The following is an 11,829-nucleotide window of genomic DNA, read 5'->3' as shown; positions in this document are numbered from 1 at the left end:
CCACCTTTACGCGCCACAGGCCGGAGGGGGAAGAGGGCTCAGCCCTCTGCCGCGGCGTCGTCGCATTCCGCCAGAACCTTTTGTAACATCTGCGCATAGTTTTGCGCGCCCTGCGCACCGGTCAGCAGGTATTTCCCCTCGAACACCATAGAAGGCACGCCACTGATCCCGCGGTCGGTCCAGAATTTCTGATGTTCGCGGGTTTGCTCGGCGCGGCTTTGTGTGACAAGAACCTCGCGGGCTTGCACCACATCCAGCCCGACCTCTCCTGCGATATCAACCAGCACGTCAATATCCGATACATCGCGCCTTTGGGTGAAATGGGCCTGGAACAGGGCCAGTTTTAGGGGGTGTTGTTGCCCTTGTTCCTGCGCCCAGCCCAGCAATTGATGGGCCGCAAAGGTGTTAAGGATGCGGCTGTCCTCATCGAATTGGAAATCGATCCCCAAATCTTCACCCAGCTTTTTCATCTGCGCACGATTCTGTGCGGATTGCTCTGGGGTGGCACCATATTTTTCTGCCACATGCTCGGCCAGATTTTGTCCTTCGGGCGGCATTGCTGGGTTAAGCTCGAAAGGATGCCAGCGAATGAATGCGCCTGTACCGCTTGCGCCAAGGGCTTGTTCAAGTTGGCGAAAACCGATGATGCACCAAGGGCACATGACGTCAGACACAATGTCGATCTGAATAGGGGTGGGGGCTTTGGAATCTTGGGGCACTGGATTTCCTTTTAAAACGGACAGGGCTTAAAGGTTGGCGCGATAGGCCCGTGATGCAAGGGGGGCGGTCGTTTATATGGGGATAGGACGCCAAGCCGGCAGCCTTTGGCGAGGGATTTAAAAGTGTTTTGAGAATGCTGCAATTTGCCTCTTGAGCTATCTGTCTGCCCGCGCTACTAGGGCGCACCATCCATGGCGTGCGGTCGTGGCGGAATGGTAGACGCGCAGCGTTGAGGTCGCTGTGGGGTAACACCCGTGAGAGTTCGAGTCTCTCCGACCGCACCAATCTATCCCTTTGATATCAAAGAAAACCCTTGCAAACATGGGCCTAAGTCCGTTTCAAGGTTACAACTTTGGTTACAAACGGGTTTTGATATGGCCGGAAAAATCAGACATTTGGTCAATCGCTCAGGGCGCTATCACGCACGTTTGGTCGTGCCGAAAGACTTGCGGCACGTAATCGGCAAGACTGAGTTGAGGACGCCTCTAGGCGCTGATTATCGCCAAGCGCTCAAAATGTTGCCAAACGCAGTCGCTCAGCTTCAAAATCAGATAGCAGAGGCAGAGCGAAAATCAGGGCAGGGGGCGAAGCCAGCGCGCTACCCGCTGGCCCCTGATCAGATTGCACACGCGCACTACATGCAGCGCCTAGCGTTTGACGATGAGCTCCGGAATGATCGCCGCTGGCCCTCCGTTGGCATTGATGATGGCTACGTAGAACAGTTGCGATATGCGATTGCAGGACGCGCTGATGATAAGGAATTAGAAGAACTTGTAGGTTCTCAGATTGAGCGTTTCCGCAAGGTTGGCAATCTTGACGCCAAACAGGGCAGTGATGAATGGCGTGCAATTGCCAGAGCTTTGTGTAGTGCTGAGTATGAAGCGCTAGAGCGGGTCTATGAGCGTGACGAAGGCGACTTCTCCGGCACACCTACCGCGCCTATAATCGTAAACGCACAACCGCCGGAAAAGCCTCAAGAGCGAGTCAGCTTGAACGGGCTTTGGAAAGACTACGTTTTGATCCGAAAGCAAGCTGGTTTCATGCGCGATGGTGGCAAACGTCAATCAGTTGCGATTGATAGCTTGCGCAAATTCTTAAAGCATGACGATGCAAGAAAGGTCACAAAGAAAGACTTGTTGGCGTGGCGTGATAATCTGATCAAGACGCTTGCGGCAAAAACAGTCAGTGACGTCTATCTATCGACGGTCCGTAGCTTGTTTAGTTGGGCGGTTGAGAATGATCGATTGCCGGAAAATCCTGCAACCAATGTAAGGCAACCAAAACCCCGCAAGGTCTATGGGCGTGAACGTGGCTACACAGATGCAGAGGCAACGAAGCTGTTGAGCGCCTGTCGTGCCTACAAGCCGAAGCCGGACGAATTTGGCAACATTCGCGAGTCAGACCGCATGGTGCAGACGAAGCGTTGGGTGCCGTTGCTGTGCGCTTTCACTGGTGCGCGTGTCGCTGAAATTACGCAGCTACGCAAAGAGGACATTCGAAAAGAAGACGGGCAGTGGATTGCAAGGATCACGCCGGACGCTGGCACAGTAAAGTCGGGTGGCTATCGTGATGTGCCTTTGCATCCGCAAGTGATCGAAGAGGGGTTCGTGACATTCCTCGAAAGTTCAAAAGCTGGCCCGTTGTTTCATACGGCAACTGATCCTGCGAAATATGAGCAGTTCGCCAGAACGACAGCGGAGAAATTATCGAAATGGCTGCGCACCGCAAATCTCGTGCCGGAGGACGTTCAACCTAGCCACGGATGGCGGCACAGGTTCAAGACGCTGTGTCGCGAGCAGGGCATACCAGATGGAACCTATGACGCGATACAGGGGCACTCAGGAAAGACTGCGAGCGCGAACTACGGCGATGTGACGCTCAAAACAAAGCAGAATGCGATTTATAAGTTGCCAGCCTACTTATTGTCTTGAAGTGGAATGCATAGAAGTGAATATGATTTGTAAAGCCTCAGGATCATTTTAGTCGCTAGTGGTCTTAAAATCTCTCCACTTACGCCTAATACTCATTTCTAGCTTTTCTAAGTCATTCTGAGCACTATCGATACTTTCCTGAATTAAAAGAATTTCGTTCTGAATCATGCTTACTGTTCGACCGGATGATCTAAACGATTTGAGTTTGGATCGGTTAGCAGCGATGGTCTTCAACCGCTGTTTCGAGCCTTCAATCTCGATTTTGTATACATCGTTTTTTTCGGCCTTCAGGGTGTCGATTCTTGCACTTGCATTATCACGTTCAGATTTTAGGGAATCGCGCTCGTCAGTTGACTGACTGAAAAAAGCTGACTTTTTCAGCTTTTTTCCACCATTGCCAATTATTGAACCGTTCGCCCAACTATACCAATTATCTAATTCAGTTTTCGCTGTATTCAGATCAGCGTAAGCGCTGTTAATTTTCGCTTGGAGGGCTTTGATCTTAAGATGTCCTAGACGTTTGCGCTCATGTTGCGCTGCGGTCTCAGCTCTAAAATCACGGTCAAATAAACTTAGCTCAAAATCCAAAGCGCTTTTCTTGTTTCTGAGCCTTGTTAACTCCCGTTTGATAGGCGGTATCTTTGCTTCTAGCGGCTCAATATGCTCTCTAGCAAAAGCACGGCTAGGAGCGCCTCTTTTGAACAGGAGAACGGCTACGGCTAATAATATCACTGTAATTACTAATGGTTGCATCGGCGGCTTTCTCCCTTATGGGACATTAACAGTGCATTCGGTTTGGAAAACAACTAAGAATTGCTTGGTGTTATAGTATAACATTTGTATCGACAGTGGTGCTGGTGTGTGGTATTATGTCAGCAATTATGACCTAATCTACTGTTGCTATGACTTTTGAAAATCTCAGACGCTCCTTAGGAATTACCCCGAAGGCTGCACCGCTCGACACCAAATCTGTTTCGCTCACAGACAGCGAAGCGCTTACCCTTTTTGGTGCTATCCCCACATCATCCGGCGTTTCTGTTTCCCCTACATCTGCCCTGCGCGTCCCTGCTGTTGCTTGTGCCGTTGGGCTGATCAGCGAAACGATGGGTTCCCTTCCAGCAAAGCTGCACGACAGCGAAAGCAAGGATATCGAAAAGGATCATCCGGCGTTTAAGCTTATCCATCGTGAGGCGAACCCTTGGACAAGCGCAGCACAGCTACGTGAACAGCTTACACTTGATGCTTTGATGCACGGTGCTGGACATGCACTTGTGATCCGCAACGCCACAGGATCACCCATTGAACTGCACCGCCTTGAGCATGGCCGTTGCCAGATGGTGCTTGAACCCGATGGCGAACCCTACTTCCTTGTGACGCCAGAAGGGGCCGGACAGGTGCGCCGCTCTTACTCCGATGTGCTGCGCGTTGAAGCGTTTGGTGCGGTTTCCCCTATCAGCTTGGCGCGTGAAGCTATCGGGCTGGCCCTGCAATTCGAAGGCCACATTTCAGGTATCTTTAACAACGGCGGCAGACCATCCGGCGTTATTACTGCTGAAAAGAGCCTTGATGTAGAAGCCAAGAAAAAGCTGGCTGCTTCATTCTTCAAAGGCACAGGCGGTAGCAATGCAGGCTCTACGGCTTTGCTCGACGAAGGCATGGCCTATCACCAGATCGCTATGACCCTTGTAGACGCTCAATTCGCAGAAAACCGTCTTGAGCAAATCCGCGAGATCGCACGTGCATTCCGCGTTCCACCTACAATGCTCTTTGAGCTTTCACGCGGCACTTGGTCCAACACAGAACAGATGATGCGCCAGTTTTTGACGCTCACCTTGCGGCCTTGGATCGAAACTTGGCAGTGGGGCTATGCGCGGTGCTTGCTCACAGACGTAGAGCGCGACGAACTCGATATCGCCTTTGATGTTGAAAGTCTGCTCAGCGCTGACCACGCGGTCAAAGCCACGTCATTCAGTCAATACCGAAGCATGGGGGCTGTAACGGCAAACGAGGTCCGCAAGGAACTCAATTTGCCACGTATTGAGGGCGGCGATGTGCTGCAAAACCCGTTCACCACATCGGACAAAACGCCAACGCCGGATAACACAGACGCGCCAAGCGCCCCTGAACAAGAGGACGCTGCATAATGACCGACAGCATCACCCACACCGCATTTTTCGGAATAGCAGAGCAGATTTTCACGCTCACTGACCCGATGATTGCAGAGCTTGAGCGCACAGCAGATGTAGGCATTGGCGCGCTCTATCAACGCGCCATCGCCATGCAATTCAGAGCCGCTGACCTGACAGAGATCATCCGGCTTGGCCTGATCGGTGGCGGCACGAACCCACAAGCCGCCATGCAGCTTACAGACACATACGCCACCAACCGCCCGATGGCTGAAACTTACCCGCTGGTTTTGGACATTCTTGATGCGCGCTGGAACGGAAACACAGAAGAAAGTGAGGCCGCGTAATGGCTCAATTTGTAGAAATCAAAGCTGACTTGCAGGTCACAGACACAGGCGAAATTTCAGGAATGGCGTGGCCGTGGGGCATTCCAGATCGCGTTGGCGATGTAATGACCAAAGGCGCACTTAGCACCCCGCAACAACTGCCAATGCTTTGGAGCCATGATCAATCCACGGTCATTGGCGTTTGGTCTGAAATCAAAAACACACCGCAAGGCGTAGAGGTCAAAGGCCGCTTGCTGATCGACGATATCCCGAAAGCCAAAGAGGTTCACGCCCTGATCAAGTCCAAGGCTGTGAACGGTCTGTCTATCGGTTTTGAAACCAAAGACAGCAAGCGAAACAACACCAAAGGCCGCACGATCACAGCGGCCAATTTGCTCGAAATCTCAATCGTTGCCGTCCCATGCCATCCGGATGCGCAGATTACCTCTCTCAAATCAAACAAATCACAAAAGGAAAATTCCGATATGGAAAACGAAGAAATTCAAAAGATGATTGATGCTTCAATCGCCGCTGCTGCACCTGCCAATGATGCACCAGAGGCAGACACAAAAGCGTTTGACGCAGTGCAGAAACGCTTGGACACGCTCGAAGCGAAAGCACAGCGCCCCCAAGGTGTTCATATCGCGGGTGCTGACACAGAAACCAACGCTGATCAAAAAGCATTCGGCAACTTTCTGCGCCGTGGCGTTGAACGGTTGGACGCTGACGATATCAAAGCCCTGACAGTCTCGACAGACGCCAACGGCGGCTATTTGGCCCCCGAAGAAACAGGCAACGAGCTGATCAAGCTGCTGAATGAATTTTCGCCGCTGCGCCAATATGCAAAAGTGATCAATATCTCCGGTCAGTCGATTGTATATCCGCGCCGTGTCACTGGCACACAGGCGTCATGGGTAACAGAGATCGCCAACCGCACCGCGTCCGGCATGACGTTTGAGCAAGTGACAATGACGCCGCACGAACTGGCGACATTCACAGACGTTTCCAACGCCTTGCTTGAGGATAACGCCTACGGTTTGGAAGGCGAGCTGCTTTCTGACTTCGCAGAAAGTTTTGCCAAAACCGAGGGCCAAGCATTTGTGTCTGGTGACGGTGTTGGCAAGCCCAAAGGCATTCTTGCCGCTGGTAACGGTATCGCAGAAATGAAGACAGGCGTTGCCGCAAACTTCCCCGCGTCAAACCCTGCTGATGTTCTGATCGCCATGTTCCACAAAATCCCGTCTGTCTTCGCACAGGCTGGTGTTTGGATGATGAACCGCAACACACTAGCAACTGTCCGGACATGGAAAGATGGAAACGGTCGCTACCTTGTGCTTGATCCAATTTCCGAAGGCGCACCTACAACACTGCTGGGCCGTCCCATTGTTGAAATGTTCGACATGCCGGATATCGCAGCGGGTGCCACGCCTATCGTGTTTGGTGACATGCAAGGTTTCCGGATCATTGATCGGGTTGGCCTGACTACACTGCGCGACCCTTACAGCTTGGCAACAAATGGTCAGGTGCGTTTCCATGCGCGCAAGCGTGTTGGTGTAGATGTTACGCACCCTGATCGCTTCATTAAGCTCAAGGTTGCCGCGTAAGATGGCACAGCCGCACGCATATGACGAGATCGCAATGGAATACGGTGGCAACATCGTATTCCTGCGCGCCTCATTGCGTGCGGCTACCCTTATCGAAAAGATGGACGGCGGTTTTGCTGGCGTCCTTCAAAAGCTTCAACAAGGCCACACCAGAACGCTACGCGATATAGTCCTTAATTCTGCTACGGATCGCACAACAGCGCTGGCCTTGCTAGATACCATGCAAGACGAAAATCTGAGTGTTATTCAGCAAACCTTGATTGCCCCTGCGTTCGCAATTCTCACCGCGCTAATGACGCCGGACCTCTCGACAGAGAAACCAACACCCACAGCAACGACAACTGCGAAAGCGAAACCCGTTGCATGGGCAGACTTCTATTCAGAGCTTTACCAGATTGCGACAGGGTGGCTTGGATGGACACCGGACGCAGCATGGAACGCCACCATCCCTGAGATCACCAACGCCTTCCAAGGCCATGTGGACATGCTGAAAGCAATTCACGGTGGCGGCGACGATGCCGAACAATCCAACACGCAAACAGCAGAACAACACAAAGCGATTGTAGAAGCTGGTTTCGATCCGGAATTCGACAGGGAAGGTCTGCGCGCACTCAAAGAAATGTCCAAGCAAAAGACAGGGGAAACAGCCTAATGCCACGGCCACCCCATATCTGCACCCGATGCAATGCAACCGTGCCGCATGGTGCGCTCTGTGCTTGCCAACAGGCAGCAAAGCGTGAGCGCAACAGACGCCATGACCGGAAACGCCCAACAGCCGCACAGCGTGGCTATAACAGCGCTTGGCGCACAGCGTCCAAAGCGTTCCTAAAGATCAATGATCGCTGTGCATGGTCCGGATGTAGCAAGCCCTCAACCGTTGTCGATCACGTCATTCCACACAGAGGCAACGACAAGTTGTTCTGGGACAAGTCCAATTGGCAACCGCTCTGCACCCGATGCCACAACTCCAAGAAGCAACGTGTTGAGAGGGTAAGATGACATACCCGACAACCAATGACTTTTGGCTACTCTTCAAAATCGAAGAAATGATCACGGTTCGTCTGACACACGTAGCTAGAATAGCCGCGCGTTACATAGCTAAACAGCTTGTCTCGATTCAGACATACTGGGCATACGTAATGAGAAGGTTGGCCATTTCTCATTTCTTCACGAATGCGAAAGACGAGAGCGCCACCTCTTGTTTCAAACATTTCATACCGTGCCTTCTCAGTCTCAAATTGATCTTGTTGTATCATTTCTTGGCTAAGTGTTTTGAGTGCGGCGCTAATTTGAACATTCAGCATATTGGCGGTTGTGAGCTCAACGGCCAGAGTGTTGAGCAATCGTGTTGCTTCGCCCGTGTCCGGCTCTTTGTCACCATCAAAAAGACCCTTAATCGAGTTGATTGTGTCCGCTGCCTTACCTGTTGCTCCGACAGCTGTAGTCGCAAGGCCAATAGCCTGAGTGATCGCTGCAATATCCATAGTCATTCCGTTCAATCCAAATTTGAGTTTCACACTATTTGAAACTTGTCCGAATGCAATCGAACAACAGGCGGGGGTAGTCTGGAACTTTTAGCCAGTTTTGGGGACCGGCGGGGGGTCAAGCCAACAAGAGATAACGAATTTAAAGTTTTGAAATAGAAAGAAGACAGACCATGCCAGCCCAAACGCCAACCGCATTGCTAAAGGCACAACTCAATCTCGATCATAGCTTTGACGATGCACTGCTGGCGCACAAGCTGGCCGCTGCTGAAACGTGGATTGCTGCACACACCGGAGTAGCCTTTGACGCAGACAACGCAGCTGCAACCGAAGCCGCTTTGCAGCTTGCGGCCTATTGGTATGAATTCCGCGAAGGTGGTTCCGATGTATCTGTGAAGGCAATCCCGTTTGGGGTGCGCGACTTGCTGGCATCTATCCGGTTGAGCATCACGGCAAAGGATCAAGGCAATGACTAAACGCCTAAGCCTCACAGCGCAGTCGAAGAAACTGGGCAAACAGTTGGAGAGCATTCCCAACGAAGTGCTGGCGATGTTGCGCCCTGCGTTGGTCAAAGGCGCGCAGGATATTGCGGACACAATGGAAGCGCTTGTTCCGGAAGACGATGGCGACTTGCTGGGCAGTATTGCGGTCACAGGACCAAATGAAACCACGCCACCCTATGCCGCTGGTGGTGGTTCCGTGACCCTTGCCGCGACCCAAGCGGCGGTCACGGTAGGCAATACAGACGTGCGCCACGGCCATTTGCAGGAATTCGGCACTGTGAACCATGAAGCGCAACCGTTCATGCGCCCTGCATTCCGTTTGAAAAAAGCCAAGGTGCAGCGCCGGATTACAGCCGCGGTGAACAAGGCAATCAAATCTATCAAGCAGGGAGCAACCTAATGGAACCATCGCTTCAACTTCAAACGGCAATTCGTGCTGCACTGCTGGACGATCCGGCGGTGATCGCGCTTGTTGGTGCAGATAGCATCCGAGCAGGTAGCACCAGACCGGACAAGATGCCCTGCATCATCCTTGCAGATCCGCAGACAATCAATCTGGGCCGTAGCTCAGGCGGCGCATATCTGACCCGTGTTTATATCGACGTGCATATCTGGGCATTGGAAGACGGTGCAGACATGGCGCGCCAGATCGGCGGGGCGGTAACTGGTGCGCTTTGGGACAGCCCATTGCCAGTGCAAGATATCAATGAATACGAGCGCCCTAGCTTCAAATACATCCGCGACCCTGATCCGGAGAAAGCATACGCGCACGGCGTTGGAACGGTTGAAGCAGTTGTTCGGTGGTTGCCATGATACGTTCCGGCAAACTTGATCAATCGATCGCTATTGAGCGCATGACTGAGACGGTTAGTGCGTCCGGTGCAGTTTCGAAAGCATGGGCCGTTATCGCAACGGTGCGTGCTGAGCTGGTGCAGCAAAGTGCAGATGAATATCTGGCTGGATATGGCGAGGCACAGGAAGGCAATCTGCTGTTCCGCATTCGCTATCTGCCAGACCTCACAACGGCTGATCGCGTGACCTATGATGGCACCGCATACGATATCGATCAGATCGCAGAACTGGGCCGCAAGCGTGGCCTTGAATTGCGTTTGAAAGGTGGTGCGAAATGAGCGTGCATAGTCGCGGCGTAAAGCCACCAGCCAAAGCAGACAGCGAAGCCCTGACAAAAGCGCCAGCCGTGCCAAAGTATCTTAGCAAGTTGGCGCAAGCTGAGTGGCGGCGCATTATGCCACAACTGATCACGCGCCGGATCATCACCCGTGCAGACCTTGCTGGCGTGGAAAGCTACTGTGTTGCCGTAGGTGCAGCGCGCCAGATCGCAGACACCATGACCACAGGCGAATTGCCGGACCTTAAGTTGGGCGGTTTGCAAATCCGCTACATGCAGACAGCGCGCCAACTTGCCGCTGAATACGGTCTGACACCTACGTCACGGGCTCGCATTGGCGGCGCAAAAGAAGACGACGACAGCGACAACCCGTTGGCGGTGACGTAATGACTTCCGGTGCGTTCCCAGAATGGATTTATGACGGCTCGAATATCCCTGATCCGTTGGGATATGGGGAGCGCGCTGTGCAATTCCTGCGCCGTTTGCGCCATCCAAACAGCCTTGAAGCGAAACGTGGCTTGCAGCTTGCGCCGTGGCAAGAACGTATCGTGCGCCGTATCTATGGGCCGCGCCATCCGGACGGGCGCCGCATTGTGCAGAACGTCTTTTTTCTTGTGCCGCGTGGCAACCGCAAGACCAGCTTGGCCGCTGCATTGGCATTGCTGCACACTATCGGGCCAGAGCGTGTTCCGGCTGGGCAGGTTATCTTTGCCGCTGCTGATCGAGAACAAGCAGGGATCGGCTTCACCGAAGCTGTAAATATGATCCGCGAGGATGGCCGCCTGATCGCGGCCACTAAAATCTATGACGCCTTCAACAGTGCCAAAAAGATCGTATTCAAGGCGGATAATGTATCCCTGCGCGCCATTAGTAGTGACGGCGGTGCTGCGCATGGCCTGACACCTACATTCACCTTGATCGATGAAGTTCACATTTGGAAGGGCCGCGACCTTTGGGAAGCACTGCGCAGTGGTGCAGCTAAAGTTGACGACAGCCTGACAGTGATCGCCACCACAGCGGGGCGCGGTGCAGAAACATTGGCCGCTGAGCAATTCGCATATGCCACAGCGGTTGCAAAAGGCGAGATCACGAACCCTGCATACCTGCCAATTCTGTTCCAAGCTGATCCGGATGATGATTGGCTTGATGAAAACACCTGGCATAAAGCGAACCCTGGCCTTTCGCATGGCTTTCCATCGTTGGAAGGATTGCGCGCACTGGCAAAAGAGGCCGAACACAGACCATCCGACAGGGCAGCATTCAAACAGTTTAACCTCAATCTTTGGCAAGCCAACAGCCGCGACCCGCTTTTTGATATGGACACTTATGATAGCCGCGCCCTTGACTTTGATCTGAGCGAACTTGAGGGCGTGCCGTGCTATCTGGGCGTGGATATGTCTATCAGTGGCGACCTTACGGCCATTGTTGCGGCATGGCGGCACGATGATGGACAGATCACAATCCACCCGTGGCTGTATATCCCCGCAGACGATATCCAAGGCCGCTCGGAACGTGACGCACTGCCCTATGAGGCATGGCGCGATGATGGCCTGATCCATGTGATTGATGGGCCGATTATCGATCCGGCGGTTATTGAGGATCAAATCAGAGAACTTTGCGCCACCTTTGATGTGGAAGAAATCGCATTCGACCCACATCTGGCCCGTGCCACCATGCAGAGGCTCTATGACGATGGACTGCCCACAGTAGAACTGCGCCAAACACCGCTGAATATGGGCGTTGCCGCTGGCGACTTGGAACGCACTGTGAATGGTGAATTGATCCGGCACAGCGGCCACGCAGCATTGCGCCAGCACTTCGACAGTGTGGTTGCCAGCCGCAATGACACGTCCGGTCTGATCCGGATGCACAAAGGCAAAAAGACAGATCGCATAGATGGCGCAATTGCCGCTGCAATGGCCGTGTCACGCGCAAGCGCTGGTGAGACAGCGAAATCCAAATACTCCGGCGAAAATGCCGAAATCTTCATGTTTTAAGGAATGAAA

Annotated in this window: 15 protein-coding genes and 1 tRNA gene; 13 read left to right on the top strand and 3 right to left on the bottom strand. The window is 53.0% G+C overall.

Annotated elements, in window-relative coordinates; all coding sequences use genetic code 11:
- Window positions 1-38: 38 nt before the first annotated feature.
- Window positions 39-719 (bottom strand): DsbA family oxidoreductase, encoded by a 681-nt coding sequence (locus tag ABJM03_RS04795; RefSeq protein ID WP_348416023.1) that lies wholly within the window; start codon window positions 717-719, stop codon window positions 39-41.
- A gap of 199 nt (window positions 720-918) precedes the next feature.
- On the opposite strand from ABJM03_RS04795, the gene ABJM03_RS04790 reads away from it, so the two are divergent.
- Window positions 919-1,004, top strand: a tRNA-Leu gene (locus ABJM03_RS04790).
- Between the two features lie 90 nt (window positions 1,005-1,094).
- Window positions 1,095-2,651 (top strand): DUF6538 domain-containing protein, encoded by a 1,557-nt coding sequence (locus tag ABJM03_RS04785; RefSeq protein ID WP_348416022.1) that lies wholly within the window; start codon window positions 1,095-1,097, stop codon window positions 2,649-2,651.
- Window positions 2,652-2,699: 48 nt separating this feature from the next.
- Here the strand turns inward: ABJM03_RS04785 and ABJM03_RS04780 are convergent, their stop codons facing one another.
- On the bottom strand, window positions 2,700-3,404 hold the full coding sequence (locus ABJM03_RS04780) for a hypothetical protein (protein ID WP_348416020.1): 705 nt from the start codon (window positions 3,402-3,404) through the stop codon (window positions 2,700-2,702).
- Window positions 3,405-3,553: 149 nt separating this feature from the next.
- On the opposite strand from ABJM03_RS04780, the gene ABJM03_RS04775 reads away from it, so the two are divergent.
- From ABJM03_RS04775 to ABJM03_RS04755, 5 genes are read left to right on the top strand one after another with little or no spacing between them, the layout of a single operon-like run.
- Window positions 3,554-4,795, top strand: coding sequence for a phage portal protein (locus ABJM03_RS04775; RefSeq protein ID WP_348416018.1), 1,242 nt, complete (start codon window positions 3,554-3,556; stop codon window positions 4,793-4,795).
- On the top strand, window positions 4,795-5,124 hold the full coding sequence (locus ABJM03_RS04770; protein ID WP_348416017.1) for a gene transfer agent family protein: 330 nt from the start codon (window positions 4,795-4,797) through the stop codon (window positions 5,122-5,124). The genes ABJM03_RS04775 and ABJM03_RS04770 overlap by 1 nt, the downstream gene beginning before the upstream one ends.
- Window positions 5,124-6,707: a phage major capsid protein gene (locus tag ABJM03_RS04765; protein WP_348416015.1), complete on the top strand. Its 1,584-nt coding sequence runs from the start codon at window positions 5,124-5,126 to the stop codon at window positions 6,705-6,707. Before ABJM03_RS04770 ends, ABJM03_RS04765 begins: the two co-directional genes overlap by 1 nt.
- A 1-nt stretch (window position 6,708) precedes the next feature.
- Entirely contained in the window at window positions 6,709-7,359 is a 651-nt protein-coding gene (locus tag ABJM03_RS04760; RefSeq protein WP_348416013.1) for a hypothetical protein, read from the top strand.
- Window positions 7,359-7,706 carry an HNH endonuclease gene (locus ABJM03_RS04755; protein ID WP_348416011.1) on the top strand — a complete coding sequence of 116 codons (348 nt, stop codon included), beginning with the start codon at window positions 7,359-7,361 and terminating at the stop codon, window positions 7,704-7,706. The genes ABJM03_RS04760 and ABJM03_RS04755 overlap by 1 nt, the downstream gene beginning before the upstream one ends.
- A 26-nt stretch (window positions 7,707-7,732) precedes the next feature.
- Here the strand turns inward: ABJM03_RS04755 and ABJM03_RS04750 are convergent, their stop codons facing one another.
- Window positions 7,733-8,191 (bottom strand): hypothetical protein, encoded by a 459-nt coding sequence (locus ABJM03_RS04750; protein WP_348416009.1) that lies wholly within the window; start codon window positions 8,189-8,191, stop codon window positions 7,733-7,735.
- Between the two features lie 173 nt (window positions 8,192-8,364).
- On the opposite strand from ABJM03_RS04750, the gene ABJM03_RS04745 reads away from it, so the two are divergent.
- Genes ABJM03_RS04745 through ABJM03_RS04720 form a run of 6 tightly spaced genes read left to right on the top strand, consistent with a single transcriptional unit; the run spans window position 8,365 to window position 11,820 of the window.
- Entirely contained in the window at window positions 8,365-8,667 is a 303-nt protein-coding gene (locus ABJM03_RS04745) for a head-tail connector protein (protein WP_335751317.1), read from the top strand.
- A complete protein-coding gene (locus ABJM03_RS04740) occupies window positions 8,660-9,094 on the top strand; it encodes an HK97-gp10 family putative phage morphogenesis protein (protein ID WP_348416007.1) in 435 nt (144 codons plus the stop codon). The genes ABJM03_RS04745 and ABJM03_RS04740 overlap by 8 nt, the downstream gene beginning before the upstream one ends.
- Window positions 9,094-9,507, top strand: a complete 414-nt coding sequence (locus ABJM03_RS04735) for a DUF3168 domain-containing protein (protein WP_348416005.1) — start codon at window positions 9,094-9,096, stop codon at window positions 9,505-9,507. The genes ABJM03_RS04740 and ABJM03_RS04735 overlap by 1 nt, the downstream gene beginning before the upstream one ends.
- Complete coding sequence (locus ABJM03_RS04730) at window positions 9,504-9,824, top strand: phage head closure protein (protein WP_348416003.1); 321 nt, start codon at window positions 9,504-9,506, stop codon at window positions 9,822-9,824. Before ABJM03_RS04735 ends, ABJM03_RS04730 begins: the two co-directional genes overlap by 4 nt.
- Window positions 9,821-10,210 carry a P27 family phage terminase small subunit gene (locus tag ABJM03_RS04725; protein WP_348416001.1) on the top strand — a complete coding sequence of 130 codons (390 nt, stop codon included), beginning with the start codon at window positions 9,821-9,823 and terminating at the stop codon, window positions 10,208-10,210. The genes ABJM03_RS04730 and ABJM03_RS04725 overlap by 4 nt, the downstream gene beginning before the upstream one ends.
- A complete protein-coding gene (locus tag ABJM03_RS04720; protein ID WP_348415999.1) occupies window positions 10,210-11,820 on the top strand; it encodes a terminase TerL endonuclease subunit in 1,611 nt (536 codons plus the stop codon). The genes ABJM03_RS04725 and ABJM03_RS04720 overlap by 1 nt, the downstream gene beginning before the upstream one ends.
- Window positions 11,821-11,829: the final 9 nt, after the last annotated feature.

It is taken from the genome of Sulfitobacter sp., assembly GCF_039977885.1.
GTDB lineage: Bacteria > Pseudomonadota > Alphaproteobacteria > Rhodobacterales > Rhodobacteraceae > Sulfitobacter.
The sequence above is the reverse complement of the archived record's forward strand: the minus strand, read 5'-3'. Positions and strand labels throughout refer to the sequence as shown.